Raw genomic sequence first — 15,573 nt, 5'->3', positions numbered from 1 at the left:
CCATTCTTCTATTTTCTTCCTGCTGCGGGCTGTCCCGGCAGGATGATCTCCCCCACCGGGATTTCCCGCAGCTCCTTTTTCATCTGGTGCGCGAACCGGATCGTCCTGACCGTGCCGCCTTTTTCCCTCCCGTCATATACGGCGATCACCCGGTCTGAGTGTTCGGCCATGTAGCGGTTCCGGTGGGAATAGACGCTGGGATGGTATTTTTCCTGCATGACGACAACATCCGCACATGCCTCCAGCATTTCATAGGTCCGCCCTTTCTCCATCAGGCTGTCCAGGCGCTTTTGGTAGGGGATAACCGCAACCAACTCCAGCGCCGGATTCGTCTTTTTCTTTTCCAGTACAATCTCTGCGAAATACTGGTCCACGCCGTCCGCAAAGCCGCTCATAAAGCGGGTAAACCCGTCCGCAACGGCGCAGTCAATCTCACGCCGCAGCGCCGCCTTTACATGGTTGATTTCTTTCTGCGGTAAATCCCTGTGCCCGGTGACACAGCATGTCTTTCCTTCCATCTTTCTTTTCCTCCATCCGATAGTTAGTATTCTTCATTTATCAAATTATAATAGATTTATTTTAGCGCTTCAACACAAACACCCTTTTTAATTTTGCGAATAAGGGAAGGGTGTAAGGTACAATCTATTACAGAATAGGAGGTAGAGGCGATGTATGAAGATTTCGTCCCGGAACGGCTGGCAAAGCTGCGGACACAGAAAGGCGTATCTGCACGCGATATGTCGTTGTCATTGGGACAGGCAAATAACTACATTAACAACATTGAAAATAAAAAGTCCCTTCCCTCCATGCAGTCCTTCCTTTACATCTGTGAATATCTGGGCGTGACGCCCCAGGAATTTTTTGACGAAGGGAACCCGGACCCGCAAGCCTTAAAGGAATTTATCACAGAGGCAAAAAAACTGGATTCCAGGTCGCTTTCTTATCTCCTGGGAATTATGAAAGAACTCAATAGCAGGAAATGAGCGGCCACGGTGCTGGCCGCTTTTTGCTGCCTTTCTTTTATTTTATCCCGCAATCCTCCTGATATGCCCAATCCCACTACTGGCGATAAACCAAGAATCACTCCCGGAATGTCACTTTTTTATTTTCCTGTACTCCCGAACCCGCCTGTGCCGCGCTGCTTACCCAGCTCCGAAACAAAGTCCGCAATGACAACCGGGGTAATCACAAGCTGCCCCACGCGGGAACCTTTGGAAATCTCCTGGGTCTGGCTGCTTACATTGCTGATAATCGCATGAATCTCCCCGCGGTAGCCGGAATCCACCGGCGGCAGCTCACAGACCAGCCCTTTTACCGCCATGCTGGTGCGCGGGAATACATAGCCCGCATATCCGTCCGGTACTTCAATCCCGAACCCAAGAGGAACCTTTGCGATCTCCCCCGGCTGTAACGTGCAGTCATAAGGCATGTAGACATCCGCGCCGGCATCGTTCCCATGCGGACGGAAAGGGCGGCGGTCCTCCGGCACGCCAAAGTCGATCAGTCTGATCTTCATGCGCCGCCTCCTTCCAGAAGCGCCGGATAGTCCGTTTTTAGGATGTCTCCGGGCGTCATATCCGCTTTCAGTTTGTTCCCGCAGGTCATTTTCCCCTCCAGACATTTGTCTTTTTGGCAGAAGGGACCTGTAAGATCAGGGGCAAACAGCGCCGTGCTTAATGTATAAAGCTCCTGCCAGATTTTTAAGAGCACGATCCGGGTCTCATCCGTATTGCGCCGGCATACCCGCTGGCCGATGATGTGTTTCCACTGGTAGGGCGTGGCGCTGATAACCAGTACATTCCGAAGCCCCTGAGGTGTGACATATCCCGCCGCGTCATGGCCGATCCCCTCGGCGCACAGCTTTTCGTAACAGCCCATGCCATCGTGGCAGCTTTTTAAGTACAGTTCCCGGACCGCTGCCGGGGCGGTGATGATCTCATAAGGTATGGCAAAATCCGCCTGCCCCGCATAATTGCTGTACTGTAAGGACGCGCTCATAAACTTTACTTCGTTCTGGTGCCGGGTGATCTGCGAAAGGAACCTCCGGCTTGCCCCTACTACGGCGACGGTAATCACCGCAAATTTCTGGACCGTCGGGTGGGGAAGGGCGCTGATGACCGCCACAGAATCCTCACTGAATGATTTTTCATAAAGGGCCATCAAATCGTCCATTGTGGCGATCTTATGGCCCCTCTGGGTGAGCCGGGCGGCAAAGACCATGTTTTTCTCGGCCTCCGAAACCGCCTGGCAGTTCAATATTTTTACTTCAATCCGTCTGATCGGTATGTCCCTCCTTTACAATGGCTTTCAATAAGAACAGATAGTTGAGGCTGTCTGTGATCTTTTCCTCCCATATGCTCATCCCGTAATCCGTATCATTGTCAAAGCACATGTCGTACAGGGAAACGATATGCTTCGCCAGCATCCCGGCAAGGGCGCGCTCCGGCGTGGTGTGCTGCAAGGCTGCCGCCGCCTTAAAAGCCCCCAGCCGGTCCGTATCGTCCCCGGTATATTCCTTCGTTTTCTTTTGCAATGTGTCGGCACAGAGCCGCACCTGTTCGTCAAACACGGCATTGACTTCCTGTTGTGTGATATGGCATCCCTCCTTTGAAAAATGGATTGTCCCGAATACGGTATAGAATCCGGGACAGTTTTACTTGAAGCAGAACAAAATACGCATTACATCTTTTATCCGCTGCATTTCAGGCACTCGGCAGATAAATCCAGTCGTGCATCAGGCACACGCTGGGCTCGTCCTCCCTGGGGACCATGTGGTAGGTACATTCCCCGTACACGGTCCGCTTGTCCTCGATCTCCATGCCATACGCCTTGTAGAAGCGGTATTCCAGGTTGGAAATGATACACCGCAGCGTCTGCAGCGCCTCCCGCTGTGCGGTCACGATCAGGTCACGGTCAATGCTTCGCTTTAAGAACAGCAGGGATTTATAAAGCTGTACCTCCGTCCGGTAAGGGCGGTAATCCCCATGCTCCAGCCAGCCGCTAAAGGCCACCGGCCCGCTCTGGACCACATCACGCTCCGGGTGGTAATACTCGTAGCAGTCCAGGTTTGCCGTATTCAGAAGATAGAGCATTTCCCGGACCTCATTCTCCGGCATGTCATAGAACCGCAGAAGGGAGCGGTACAGATGGACGTAGCCGGGTATCGAAACAATGGTATTCACCATAGAAAAATCCTCCTATATAGCAGGTGCGGGAGCAGACAGCCCCCGCACCGGTTTCCATATGCTTGTTAATCGTTTATAGCCGCCAGCTTTCCCATGACGATAAAGCGGCTCCTGCCTCCGGGCGTACAGGTAGAAAGGGTCAGCACCTTATCACTGGAAGTCACCGTTACATCGGTCTCAATGACAGACCGGCCCGCCATTTCAGAAAGCCAGGTAGTGTAGGCCCCGTCATCCTTCCAGCTAAGCCTCCAGGGAGAGGCGTCGCTGCCGGACTCTCCGGGCTCTGCCGCAAACGCCGTAAAGACTTCCACGGTATAGCCGCCGCCAGGGGTGACAAGGTACATCTGCGGGTGACCGTCATAATAGCCCTGCCCGCCATATTCATTCAGGGCGGCGAACATGGAACCGTCCCGCATGTTGTGGCCGTAGATAATGGTATTGCGGTCCGAAAAATCCGCCCGGTTCTCATAGTCTGCAAACAGGCAGCCCACCTTGTTATAGGTGCCGTCGTACAGATGGTGCAGGTAATACTCGTTATCGTCTGTCTGCGTTACCGGGTAGTTGATGGCCGTATCGGGAAGGTTAAGCCATCCGATGATGTCCGGCCCGTTTTCCCTGAGGGCCTCAAAATCAACAACAGGGAGGACCACACTGGAATCCTCCCTGCCTGTTTCTTCCTCTGTCCCCGGTTCTTCCGGCTCCGCGGCCTGCTCCGGTATTTCCACATGTTCCGCCAGCCCGTCATAGGTCCCGGCGCTCTCGGCATACTGGTTAAGGTCACGGACAATCAGGAACCCGCTGCCAAGAGCCAGCGCTGCGCAGAGGGTAATCACCGCAATGTTAGCAGCTTTTGCTTTCGGTGAAATCTTTCTGGACTTCCCTTTTCTGTACCGGCATACCGTAAACACACCGCCGCCGATCACAGCCAGCGCCAGAAGCCCGCCATACAGAAAAATGAAATGATCATCCCCGGTCTGCGGTACCGCTTTGCCCGGATTGGACGGTGTGGACGGGTTGGATGGGTTGGACGGATTGGACGGTGTTTTCGGATTCTCCGGTGTGTCCGGCGTTTTTGGTTTCTCCGGTTTTTCATTGAAGAACTGGACCGTTGCGGTTTCGTCCGCCTTGATCTCCACCGTGGCGGCGTCGGGAATGATATAGTCCCTGCTTGCCCGGTTGGAGATTTCCGTTACGGTATAAATGCCGACGCGCAGCCCCTTGACCTCGATCACGCCGGATTTCGGGGAGGTAAAGGTCTCACAATAGGAGCCGTCCGCATTCCTGACCTCAAAAGCAAACCCGTCCTTGCGCCCGTCGCTGGAATCCTTCGTGATTTTCAGGTTCCCCCGGTACGCCTCATTGGTAAAGCCGCGCCCGGCCTCTCCATTTTCCACAACGGCCACCTGGCCGTCCTCGGTGATCTCAAAATAGTAGGCTTTTTCATCCATCTGGTAGCCCTCCGGTGCCTTGCTTTCCTTCACGAAATAGCCCTTTGCCAGAAGGTCCTCCGCCGTGTGGTAGCCCGCATCCGATTCTTTCAGTGTGCCGATCTTCGTATCTTCGGAATCAAATTCCTTGTTGCCGTTGGCGTCCTCATACAGATCGAACGCCGCACCGGAAAGGAAACGCAGGAAGGTGTTGTTATCCTTGTCCTTTTTCTCCACGGAAGAAGGCTCGTCTACCGCCTCGGTTTTCATCACCTGCACGCTGCCGCGGATCAGGGTGTTTTCCACCTTGATTTCAATGCTCTGGCCGTCCACGCCGATATAAATATGGTGCTGTTCGGGGCTTACCGTATAGAGCGCCGGGGAAGAAATCTCCTTTACAATCCAGTGGCCGTAAGGGATATTCTCAAAGGCAAAGCTGCCGTCCTCCGCGGTGGTAACGGTAAGCAGCGCATTTTCTCCGGTAAATTCTTCTGTATCGGGCTTAAACAGGCCCATAACCGCGCCGGCCAGCTTCACATCTCCGCCGCCCTCCGGGTTCTCCCCGGCTTTCATGCCGTCCACACGCCCGCGCAGCAGGTCATTAGAAACAGCCTCTCCCTCGTTTACAAGAATCTGTACCAGCGCCGCCTCCTGGCCGGCATATTCAAAAACAACCGGATATTCCGTATCAGGGAGGATATAAGCGCTGTTTGTGGTGCGCTCCTTTACATAGTAGCTGCCAAAAGGAAGGTCGGAGGCAAAGGAAGCGCCATAGCCGCCCGCCTCATCCGGGTCAACGGAAACCACCTCCAGAAGCCCGCCTGCCGGGATCACGCTGCCGTCAAGGGCTGTCAGGTCTGCGGAAGCATACAGCCCGAAAGAAATATCCTTGTATTCCTCATTCATGCCGAGCCCGAAAAGCTCGTCCGTTTCCAGCGCTTTGGACAGGCTCACATCCACCTTCTGGCGCTCGTCATAGAGGCCGGCAGCGGCCTGTGTCACTTCCACGGTTTCACCCGCATAGGTAAGCTCCGCATATTCCGGCTGGGTATTTAAGACCATCCCCTCCGGCGCCTGGCGTTCCTCCAGGCGGTAGCGCCCCAGGTATAAAAGCCCACTCTGCGCCGTCCCGTCCTCCCCGGTGGCAAGGGTCTCCACGACGGTATCTTTTGCCGCCCGAAGCGTACCGTCTCCGGTATAAATATCTTCATCCGCGATCACGTCATAGACCGCGCCCGGAAGCCCCATGACCTCATACACCGGCTGGTACAGGCCGCCGTTCTCCTGGACGGAAGCAAATACCTCCCCGGTCTTGGTAATCGTAAGCTGCCCCTTCTGCGGCATATTGTGCTGTGTGACCGTGACAACGGCCTCGCTGCCGTCAATGGTAAAGGGCACCGGCTCACTGGAAAGCACATAACCGTAGGGCGCCGCCACCTCATACAATTCATAATCTCCGGTGTGCAGAGGCTCCGGCAGCATCAGCCAGCCTTCATCCGAAACATAGAAGGTATCAAGGGTTTCCGGGTTCGGGTAGTAGATTTCCTGGGTGACAAATTCCCCGGTGGACAGATCCCTGATCTGGAAGCCGGTGCCCGTCATCGGGATAAGATTGCCGGTCTCCGCGTCGCATTTCTCCACACGCAGCCTTGCGGTAATGGTACGGTTATTCAGGATATAGCTGTAGGTCTGCCCGTTGGAGGAAACAAAGACTGTAAAATCCGGGATAAAGGCTTTCCCTTCCTCACCGGAAACCTGGTGCACCGTGTAATGCCCGTAGGGGAGCATTTTAGAGGCGGCGAAGCCGTCCCCATCCGTAGTGAGCAGGTCGCGCTCGCTTTCCTTCGCCTCGTCATAGCTGCCAGCCGCTTTCAGATAGACTTCAAAAACCGCGCCGGCCTCCGGGCGCTCAATGACGCCCTCATTGGGTTCGTCCGTATTTTCATCCCCGGACACATCCGGGTCCGGGTCGTCCGTATGCTTCACAAGCTGGATGTTTCCATAAATGACCGTTTCTTTGACCTGGTTCTCGGCGGTGTTCAGCTCCACTTCATAGAGCGTTGGGGAAGCGCCCACCTCATAGACCGTATCGTTTAATAGGTAGCCGGTGCTCGGCTCAATCTCCCGCACGGTCCAGTTATCGCCGCAGACATAGTACCGGGTCATAAAGCTGCCGTCCGGCCCGGTGGTGTAGGTGTCTGCCAGCTCGCCGTTGTTATAAATCCCGTAAACGGCCCCGGCAAGGGTGGCGTCGCCCTGGGCGGTGCCGGTATCTGCGTCACTCTTTACCACATGGACACGGAATTTTTTCAGGATATTGCTGAAATGGACCGTGGCGGTCTGGCCGCTTTCAATGGTGACATACTGCGCGGAAGGGGTCACATAGCGGTCCACCGGCAGCTCCTTCACCAGATAGGTGCCGGGCAGCAGCTTTTCCTTAATCTGTCCGTTTTCCCCGGTAGTGACGGTTTCATCCACCCTATTCCCCAGGATGTCCGTGCCGGAGATTTGAAAAGGAATCCCGGACACAATGCCGTCCTCGCTGGTCTTGACAATCTTTGCGGTGCCGTAGGTCTCGGTCTTGACCTTTACAAAGAAGGAAACCGGGTCGCTGGCGCCGGTCATCATGGTCTGGTAGCCCGGCCTGCCCCAGATCAGCATGTCGTTGGCAACAGGGATGTCCTTTCGGAATTCATAGGCAACAGGGTCCATAATCATGTTCTTACTGGTGAACGTGTACTTGTTCCCGTTCCTTGTGACGGAAACGCCGCTGCCTTTCAGGGTCTCCAGGTTGATTTTCAGGTTATTGGTGTCCGTGACGGTCAGGGCATAGACTTTTTTCTCCGTGTCCCATTTCAGCTCCAGCTCCGGGGCTTCGCTTTTCTTCGTGGAAGTAAAGGAGGGGACCGTGGAATGGGAGGCGACCTGCGAAAGAATCCAGTTATATGCCTTTTCCGCAGGACGTCCGGCAATCACGCTGAAATACTGGTCTGCCTTTGCTTGGCCGTTCCCGTGCCGGCTGTAAGGGTCGCTGCGGAGCTGCTGCTGGTATTCCCAGAGGATGATCTGTGTCGCCATTTTATAATCGTCCTCGTTAATGCCGGGCACAGGGAGGGAAGCGCCGGGTTTCCAGCCGTAGATTGTCGTGAGGGTGATCCCCCGCCTTGCCTCGGAAGGGAGCAGGTTCAGGTAATTGCTGTTGGTGCCGCTTTCCGATGTATAGGTATTGTCGGAAGTGTTATAGGCAATGCCGCTTTCCACGCAATAGACATGGTGGCTCACCCCGCCCGAATCTGTCAGCATGTAATGCCGGTAGGCGCTGCCGCCGGAGCTGGTGCGCACATCCATCGTCCCGTCAGAATTGTAGACCAGGTAGGTGTAGGGCGCCGGGCTGTAATAATGCTGCCTGTCAGAACCGATGTACTGGTCTCCGAGCCAGGAGCTTGCCTTCTGGCCCACGGAGGCGGCAGACGCCTGGGAAGGGAACACCCCGCAGAGGCATACCGCGCAGAGCAGGAGCGCCAGGAGCCTTTTCAGGCCGTGCTTTTTCATATTTACCATAGAAATCCTCGCTTTCTTATATTTGATTGGAATACAAAAGGACAGCTTTACTCGCTGTCCTCCTGTTCCTCGTTGATCCTGTCCTCAAAATCGTCCTCGGAGAGATATTCCGTCCCGCCGTAAGCCTCGTCCGGGTCGAAGCCTTCGCCGTACCCGTCATCCTCGAAATCCTCGTCATCCTCCGCCTGCTGTTTCGGACGGACGATCTTCACATAATAGCCAACGCCGCCTGCCGCAAGCAGGGCAATGAGAATGAAGATAATCGTGCCGGCGCTGCCCTTGTCCTTTTTCGGCTGCTCGGCCTGCGCGGGTTCCTCCGTTTCCGCAGGTTTTTCCTTCCCGGTGCAGCCTTTCAGGTCATTCTTGCAGACCGGGCAGGCGGTATCAACTTCCCCTGCTGCGCATTTCTCCGTACAGGTGCAGACGTCCTCCGCCGGGATAGCGCTCATGGTGTCCCCGCTCTTTTCCGCCAGAGCCATCAGGTCGGCCTCGGTAACGCCGTTCAGGAAGTAGACATTGTTGCCGTCACGCTTTCCGTCAATAATCAGATAGAACACATTCCCGTCCTCGGAGGTGATGGTGTAAAACTGTTTATCCCCATCTTCCCCGATGGCCGTATCTAACACCGTGCCGGTGCCCTCCGGGGTAAATGCGCCGTCCGGGATAGCGGAAGCGGTTTCCTCCTGGGAATCGGAGCCGCCGCCGTTTGTGCCGGAGGCTGTATTGCCGCCGGTATTGGCGCCCGTATTCGTACCTGTATTAGAACCGTTCCCGGAGTGGCTGCTGCCGGAATTGCTGTTCCCGGCATTGCTGTTTGTGCTGCCGGGGGAAGCAGCCTGGGCCTGCGCCGGTTTTGCCGCCGTGCCGCCCTGGTCCTCCTGCGTTGCAGCCGCAGGTTTTTCCGTGGGCGCCGGTTCCTCATAATAGGGATTCTCAAACTTCACGGCCTTTGAGCGGTTTCCGGCATAATCCTGGGCGTACACGCTTACCTGCTTTTCCGTGCCGGCATAATCCTTTAAGGTGACAGAGGCCGCCCCGTTCGTCAGGGTTCCGATCCGGTTCCCGTCCACAAAGACCGCCTCCACGCCGGAATTATCGTCGCTGCTTTCTATTTTCAGCGTATCGCCGTCCAGGGAAGCCGTAAGTTCGGGCGGCGTGGTATCTTTGTCCCCGGCGGCATAGGCCGTCAGGGGGAAAGCTATGGCGCTTACGGCAAGCATAAGCACCAGTAGCAGAGAGATTTTTTTAGTCCTCATTCCTATCCTCCTTCTGCAGCGTGCCGTTCCCGGACGGGGCGGGCTGCTGCGATTTCAGAAATTCGGCCAACTGCTGGGGCGTCAGATGGAAGCTGCGGGCAATCGCCACATAATCGGTATTCTCCAGCTCCGTTTTCTGTTTCTCCAGGTCGCGGAGTTTGGCCTGCATCTCCGCGATCTTTGTTTTGGCCTTGTCGATCTCTTTCTCCAGTTTCTCAATCTTAGGGTTCAATTCATTACCTCCAATCTGTCAGGGCAGACGCCCAAATGTATAAAAATGCTGCTGCCAGTAGCTTGTGTTGATATTTGCGTAGGAGATCGGGTCCCCGCAATGGATCATCATCCCGTTGCCCACATAGATTCCCACATGGCTTGCGCCGCTGGTATTGTAGGTGCCCTGGAAGAATATCAGGTCGCCGGGCCTTGCATCCGCGCTTGATACAGGCGTGCATACGCCTAAAAGCCCGTCCGCGGTCAGCCGCCCGAAGTTCCATCCCACGCCGCAATGGTTGACTACCCAGGAAACATAGCCCGAACAGTCAAAGGAAGTGGAAGGGCTCGCGCCGCCCCATACATACGGATAGCCTAAATACTTCTCGGCCTCCGCGAGCATGGCGGCAAACTTTTCATCCGCAAGGGCCTCCGGCGGGACATCGTAATCAAAATAATTCCCTCCGCCGCCTGCGCCCACTGTTGGTAAATGCCGCTCGCTGGTATCGCCGGTATCGGCAAAATATAAAGGGTTCCTATACTGGCCGTCAACCAGGACCTCCAGGTGCAGGTGCGGCCCGGTGGAATTCCCGGTGCTGCCGACCTTCGCGATCACGTCCCCAGCCCTTACTTCCTGCCCGGCAGATACAAGAATCTGCGAACAGTGGCCGTATTTGGTGGTGAGGGAGTGCCCCTCATAAGCCTCGCCCTCAATGGCAACGCACAGGCCATATCCTCCGGCTTCACCGGCCAGCGTGACCGTGCCGTCATGCCCGGCCAGAATCTCCGTGCCCTGGGGCATCCCGATGTCAACGCCGGTATGGTAGTTCTTTCCCCCGCTGATCGGGTGTACCCGGTAGCCGTAGTAGCTGGTGACATAGGGCAGCCAGTTCGTGCCAAATACATTTTTCACATACTGGCGGTTGCCTTTGGTCTGCAATAGAATCTCGCAGATTTCCTTCTGGTCCGCATCCATGCGTGGAACCACCAGGTTTTCAAGCGGCACGGAAGTAAGCGTTACATTCAAAATGTGCCACTCATAAGGCACTTCTTCCTCCGTTTCCTCGCCGGTCTCCGGGTCAGTGCTTGTTTCCGTCCGGTAGCGGGTTTCCGTTTCTTCTGAAAAAGAGAGGGAATACTGCCCGTTAAAAAGCTCCCGGAGGACGCCCTCGACCTGCGCATAGGTAAAATTCTGATAGGCAGAAGTGAGGTACCCCATCAGGACATAGGGGTCATGCTCAATGGGGCCGATATTATAGCGGTACTCGTCGTAGCCGGGCCGGTCTGTTTCCACACGGTTGACCTGCATCTGCAGGTCCGTTTCCCACTCGGTATAAGCAAGCTCCGCATTGTTGATGTCCGCATCGTCCGCCAGGTAGGTAGAGGCTGCAAGGCTCCCCAGCCCGCCGGTCCCCAGGTTGGAAAAGGAAGAAATCAGGGACGCGATCAGAAAAAATACCAGAAGGAGCAGGAGCACGATCCCGCATAGGACCGGGTGGCGCCTGACGGCATGGACCACGCCGGCCGCGATCTTTTCCGTGGTAACGGCGGTGTCCTTTGCACGCTTTCCCGCTTTTTTCGCTTCTCTGGCTGCTTTGGCATACTGGCGTTTTATCTTCTGTTTCTGCCACATCCGGGCAAGGAGGTTTTTCTTCAGCTCCGGGCTGTCATGCAAAGTCTGCCGGTAGGCAAGCCGGGCATTGGCCCTGGCTGATTTCTGCTGCAATTTTGCCACCCTGCGGTACGGCGCTGTCTTATGCCTGTGATATGCCATGCGCAGCCCCGATTCACTTACAAGCTCGGTGCGGTGGGCCGCCTTAATGCCGACATTCTCATTCTCCGTCTGGTAAATCTTTTTATGGGCGTAGCCGATTGCCGTATTTGCGCCGGCCTTTACCGGGCGCATTGGGACGGGGCCCTTGACATGGGCCCGCTGGGACTTCACCTCCTTTTCAAATTTCAGGCGCTTTTTGGCCTTGCCCGTATCAGGGTCGGAAGCTGTTTCCATCCGCAGCCTGCGGCGGGCAGGAAGGCGGCTTTCCGCCTGTTCCAGCTTTTCCGCTGTCCGTTCTGCCTTCCGCCTGGCTTTCGTGAGTTTCTTATCCGCCGTCTCCGGTGGGAGCTCGTCAGCGGTAAATTCCAGCTTGGAAATTTTCTTCTGCCCGTCCCCGGCCTTCCCTTCTGCCTGCGCCGCCTGTTCCCCTGCCTGTGCCGTCTCCCGGAAGCGCTGCTGGTATTTATTGCCATGCTGCCGTGTCCGGTTCCGGCGTCCTGCCTGGCCGGATTTTTCTTCCCCTTTCTGTGCCCCGGCGCTTTCCTGAAATAATTTCCCATACCGGGAATCCGTACCTTTCGGATCGTGTTCTGCAAAAGATGTCTCTCCGGGATTTTCCTGGTCGGAATCCGCCTGCCTGGGTTCTTCCTGCCTGAAATTCCGGTAAGTGGCATTGCGCCTCCCTGGGCTCTCCTGGCCGGAATCCGCCTGCCTGGGTTCTTCCTGCCTGGAATCCCTGTAAACGGTATTGCGCCTCCCTGGGCTCTCCTGGCTGGAATCCTCCTGTCGGGGTTCCTCCTGCCTGAAATTCTGGTAAGCGGCATTGCGTCCCCCTGGGCTCTCCTGGCTGGAATCCGTCTGCCTGGGTTCCTCCTGCCTGAAATTCTGGTAAACGGTATTGCGCCTCCCTGGGCTCTCCTGGCTAAAATCAGCCTGCCTGGGTTTCTCCCGCCTGGCATCCCTGTAAACGGCATTGCCCTGTCCCTGGCTGCCCCGCCCGGTTTCCGGCACATATGGCTCTGATCCGGTTGGTTCTTGTCCGGGGAAAACCTGGATAGGGGAATCCTGTGCCGCCGTATCGCTGTTTTCGCAGCCTGCAAATATATCTGATCCATAAGTTTCTGCCTGCACCGGTGCCGCCTGCCTGCGGTTCCTTGAAGTGCCGGAAGAAGGGGCGTCCCTTGCCCGGCGCAGGTCAAAATCCGGCTCTCCCTGCCGGGCCGCCATGCGGTCCTCCCCGTGGGAATCCCGCGCCGGCATCCGGGCGTCTTTCTGTTTTCTCTGAAAATTCCTGTCACGCGCCATTGTCCTCACCTCCAATCGCTTTCAGGGTATTTTCGTTTTCTCATGCTTTCGTCCCTGCCACTTCATCAGGCCGGGTTGTAAGTACGCTGTACAGCAGGGTATCCTTCGGGAAATGATCGACAAAGGGGATAATCACATTCCCGAAGAACAGAAGCCCCTCGCCGGGGCCGGAATGGGTCACATAGGAAAGCTGGTGCGGGGAAATCCCCAACTGCTTCGCCAGAATCTGCCGGTCCCCCTGGGCCTGGTTCAGCATGTAGATAAAATCCGAGTTCTCAAAGATATTCTCGATCTCACGGGAGGCCAGCAGGTCCTTCACGTTCTGCGTCAGGCCGCTCGGTATGCCGCCCCATTTCCTGAACCGTTTCCAGATTTCCACGCTGAAACTTCCGGTCTGGCCTTTCAGAAGGAGATGGAATTCGTCAATATAGAACCAGGTCGTCTTATGCTTCGAGCGGTTGGCCGTGACACGGTTCCAAACGGCATCCTGCATAATGAGAAGCCCGATCTCTTTCAGGGCCTTCCCCAGAGACTTTAACTGGAAGCAGAGTACCCGGTGGTTGTTCATGTCAATGTTGGACCTGTGGTTGAATACATTCAGGGAGCCGTTGACATAGATTTCCAGCGCCGTGGCGATATTCTGCGCCTCCGGCTCGGCCTGCTTCAAAAGCAGCCCGTACAAATCTCCCAGGACCGGCATATTTTCCGGGCGCGGGTCCTGCAAATAATCCCGGTACACCAGCCTTGTGCAGCGGTCAATAATGGTCCTCTCAATGGGGGAAAGCCCCTCCTTGCCGCCGATCACCAGGTCGCACAGGGACAGGATAAAATCACTTTTCAGCGTGATGGGGTTTTCATCATCCGAATAGTCCAGGTTAATGTCCATCGGATTGATATAGTTGGTGGAGGTCGGGGAAATGTCAATGACCTGCCCCTGGGCGCCGAACTGCTGCACCAATGGCCCGTACTCATTCTCCGGGTCTGCAATGATGATGTCGTCCTCCGTCAGAAGGAACACGTTGACAATCTCGCGCTTTGCCGAGAAAGACTTGCCGCTGCCCGGCGTTCCCAGGAACAGGCCGTTGGGGTTCTTTAAGTTCTTGCGGTTCGCCATGATCAAGTTGTTGCTTAAAGCGTTCAGGCCATAATAAAGCGCCTCGCCCTCCTGGAACAGCTCGCAGGTCGTGAACGGCACGAAAATGGCGGTGCTGCTGGTCGTAAGCCCACGCTCAATCTCAACTTGGTTCAGCCCTAAGGCAAGGGAGGACATCAGGCCCTGCTCCTGCTGGAAGTCCAGACGTTTCAGGGCACAGTTATATTTCTGCGCAATGCCGGAGGCAGACAGAATATCGTTCAGCAGCTTCTGGCGTTTCGGCGCGATGTTCTCCACCAGTACCGTGACTAAAAACATCCGCTCATTCCGGCTCTGCAAATCCTGTAAGAGATTTTTTGCTTCTTCCCCATAGGTGGCAAGGTCGGTAGGTATGATGTCCATGTCATACCCTGCACGGACCGCTTTCTTCTGTTCCTCAATGGTCATTTTCTGCAGGTCGGACATCTTGCGCTTGATATTTTTAATAGCCTGCGCCTGGTCGATAGACTGGATATGCAGGTTCACCGTCACGGCGTCGTCCAGATCAAGCAGCTCCGCCAGCAGCCGGTCCGTCAGCTCCGGCGCTAAAATCTGCAAAAAGGACGCCGCCCCGGAATGGTCGGCCACCCGGAAGGTCTTTCCGTCATTCGAGAACGACAGGCCGGAGGGCGCGATAAAATCTTTTGTGGAAAGCCCGGTTTTCGGCAGGTCCGCCCAGGTGAAATGAAACTTTTCCTGCCCGTCCGGGTGGAGCTGGCTGTGAAGGAGCTCCAGGCGTTCCAGCCCGTTAAGCGGCCTTGCCTGGGCTCCCAGGGCCTTGAAATTCGCCAGCACGTCAGCCTCGATCCGCTCCAGGCGCATTTTTGCGGTCCTGAGGTCGTCGGCCTCAATGCCGAAGGTGATATATTTCCGTTTGGTAAGGCCGTTATTGCCTTTTTGGAGCTGGCCCTTTAACATATCCCCATACTCCCTGCGGATTCCGTCATATTCGTCGCCGCGGACGGGGATGTCGATACTGCGGGCGAAATCCTGCATGTTGGCCCGCTGGTTGACAAAGGTAAGCTGCACACGGATCGAAGCGTCAAAATAATTGAGGAAATCACAGTAGCCCTCAAAAATCTGCGCCTTGTCATCCGCCTGTGCGAGCTGGTAGTTAATATCAAAAAACTGCACTGTCTTGGTGTAGAGCTTATCCGTCAGCCGGCAGATCCCGTCCCGGTACATTTCCTTGTAGGGAATACTCTGCTGGACCGTCTGCGGGGCATCCGATTTGAGCCCGGCAAAAAAGCCGCCTTTCCTGGACGGCTTTGCGCGGGAAGCATTACGCCCGCCTGTTTTTGCATCGGCCCTGGCTTTTTGGGCCTGCCTGATGTTTCTCTGCAGGCGCTTTTCCTGGGCCTCCTGCTGTCTGGTTTTTGGCAATCCTCATAACCTCCTTCTCTGACATGGATTTATACAGGTTTTCTGTCCGGTATGGCCGTTTCTTCGGCCAGAGCTTATAGCGGAGCCTGTTTTTCAGAAGTTTCTCCGCCGGCTGCCCGTCCCGCTCATACATGGCGAAAAAGAAAAAGGGCATCATAAGCCCGATCATCATCAGCACCGCCGCCGAATTGCCGACAGCGCCGCGGGTAAGGAAATATACCGGCAGCCCGGCCAGCGCGGCCAGGCTGAAACAGATAAGCTGGCGCTTCGTCAGGTTGAAGGCCAGCTTGGTCTTGACTTTTGTTAAGTCTTTGGGTACGGGTACATAAGGCATGTAATT

Annotated in this window: 12 protein-coding genes; 1 reads left to right on the top strand and 11 read right to left on the bottom strand. The window is 55.7% G+C overall.

The window, feature by feature from the left end; all coding sequences use genetic code 11:
* Positions 1-8: 8 nt before the first annotated feature.
* A complete protein-coding gene (locus tag NSB25_RS24155; RefSeq protein ID WP_103241975.1) occupies positions 9-518 on the bottom strand; it encodes an SLOG family protein in 510 nt (169 codons plus the stop codon).
* A gap of 150 nt (positions 519-668) precedes the next feature.
* Here NSB25_RS24155 and NSB25_RS24150 point away from each other — a divergent pair, with 150 nt between their 5' ends.
* Positions 669-983 carry a helix-turn-helix domain-containing protein gene (locus NSB25_RS24150; RefSeq protein WP_103241974.1) on the top strand — a complete coding sequence of 105 codons (315 nt, stop codon included), beginning with the start codon at positions 669-671 and terminating at the stop codon, positions 981-983.
* Between the two features lie 119 nt (positions 984-1,102).
* Here NSB25_RS24150 and NSB25_RS24145 read toward each other — a convergent pair whose 3' ends face one another.
* From NSB25_RS24145 to NSB25_RS24100, 10 genes are all read right to left on the bottom strand, one after another.
* Positions 1,103-1,516 carry a dUTP diphosphatase gene (locus NSB25_RS24145; protein ID WP_103241973.1) on the bottom strand — a complete coding sequence of 138 codons (414 nt, stop codon included), beginning with the start codon at positions 1,514-1,516 and terminating at the stop codon, positions 1,103-1,105.
* The gene (locus NSB25_RS24140) at positions 1,513-2,220 is read right to left on the bottom strand and encodes an FAD-dependent thymidylate synthase (protein WP_103241995.1); all 708 of its coding nucleotides are present in this window, start codon (positions 2,218-2,220) and stop codon (positions 1,513-1,515) included. The genes NSB25_RS24145 and NSB25_RS24140 overlap by 4 nt, the downstream gene beginning before the upstream one ends.
* Positions 2,221-2,266: 46 nt before the next feature.
* The gene (locus tag NSB25_RS24135; protein WP_172455268.1) at positions 2,267-2,593 is read right to left on the bottom strand and encodes a hypothetical protein; all 327 of its coding nucleotides are present in this window, start codon (positions 2,591-2,593) and stop codon (positions 2,267-2,269) included.
* Between the two features lie 109 nt (positions 2,594-2,702).
* On the bottom strand, positions 2,703-3,185 hold the full coding sequence (locus NSB25_RS24130; protein ID WP_103241972.1) for a hypothetical protein: 483 nt from the start codon (positions 3,183-3,185) through the stop codon (positions 2,703-2,705).
* A 65-nt stretch (positions 3,186-3,250) separates the two neighbouring features.
* Positions 3,251-8,173, bottom strand: a complete 4,923-nt coding sequence (gene srtB / locus NSB25_RS24125) for a class B sortase (RefSeq protein WP_103241971.1) — start codon at positions 8,171-8,173, stop codon at positions 3,251-3,253.
* A 47-nt stretch (positions 8,174-8,220) separates the two neighbouring features.
* Entirely contained in the window at positions 8,221-9,429 is a 1,209-nt protein-coding gene (locus tag NSB25_RS24120) for a DUF4366 domain-containing protein (RefSeq protein WP_103241970.1), read from the bottom strand.
* Entirely contained in the window at positions 9,419-9,661 is a 243-nt protein-coding gene (locus NSB25_RS24115) for a DUF4315 family protein (protein ID WP_103241969.1), read from the bottom strand. The genes NSB25_RS24120 and NSB25_RS24115 overlap by 11 nt, the downstream gene beginning before the upstream one ends.
* A gap of 18 nt (positions 9,662-9,679) precedes the next feature.
* Complete coding sequence (locus NSB25_RS24110; RefSeq protein WP_103241968.1) at positions 9,680-12,718, bottom strand: CD1108 family mobile element protein; 3,039 nt, start codon at positions 12,716-12,718, stop codon at positions 9,680-9,682.
* 40 nt (positions 12,719-12,758) lie between these two features.
* Positions 12,759-15,233 (bottom strand): VirB4-like conjugal transfer ATPase, CD1110 family, encoded by a 2,475-nt coding sequence (locus NSB25_RS24105; protein WP_172455267.1) that lies wholly within the window; start codon positions 15,231-15,233, stop codon positions 12,759-12,761.
* Complete coding sequence (locus NSB25_RS24100; RefSeq protein WP_103241967.1) at positions 15,133-15,567, bottom strand: PrgI family protein; 435 nt, start codon at positions 15,565-15,567, stop codon at positions 15,133-15,135. Before NSB25_RS24100 ends, NSB25_RS24105 begins: the two co-directional genes overlap by 101 nt.
* Positions 15,568-15,573: the final 6 nt, after the last annotated feature.

It is taken from the genome of Acetatifactor muris (assembly GCF_024623325.1).
Lineage (GTDB): Bacteria > Bacillota > Clostridia > Lachnospirales > Lachnospiraceae > Acetatifactor > Acetatifactor muris.
This window is presented reverse-complemented; position numbering and strand designations above follow the sequence as displayed.

What these genes read in the sequence shown, in the direction of transcription:
- NSB25_RS24155 (WP_103241975.1), bottom strand. Translation starts at nt 518, where the DNA reads ATGGAAGGAAAGACATGCTGTGTCACCGGGCACAGGGATTTACCGCAG.
- NSB25_RS24150 (WP_103241974.1), top strand. Translation starts at nt 669, where the DNA reads ATGTATGAAGATTTCGTCCCGGAACGGCTGGCAAAGCTGCGGACACAG.
- NSB25_RS24145 (WP_103241973.1), bottom strand. Translation starts at nt 1,516, where the DNA reads ATGAAGATCAGACTGATCGACTTTGGCGTGCCGGAGGACCGCCGCCCT.
- NSB25_RS24140 (WP_103241995.1), bottom strand. Translation starts at nt 2,220, where the DNA reads ATGGTCTTTGCCGCCCGGCTCACCCAGAGGGGCCATAAGATCGCCACA.
- NSB25_RS24130 (WP_103241972.1), bottom strand. Translation starts at nt 3,185, where the DNA reads ATGGTGAATACCATTGTTTCGATACCCGGCTACGTCCATCTGTACCGC.
- srtB (WP_103241971.1), bottom strand. Translation starts at nt 8,173, where the DNA reads ATGGTAAATATGAAAAAGCACGGCCTGAAAAGGCTCCTGGCGCTCCTG.
- NSB25_RS24120 (WP_103241970.1), bottom strand. Translation starts at nt 9,429, where the DNA reads ATGAGGACTAAAAAAATCTCTCTGCTACTGGTGCTTATGCTTGCCGTA.
- NSB25_RS24110 (WP_103241968.1), bottom strand. Translation starts at nt 12,718, where the DNA reads ATGGCGCGTGACAGGAATTTTCAGAGAAAACAGAAAGACGCCCGGATG.
- NSB25_RS24100 (WP_103241967.1), bottom strand. Translation starts at nt 15,567, where the DNA reads ATGCCTTATGTACCCGTACCCAAAGACTTAACAAAAGTCAAGACCAAG.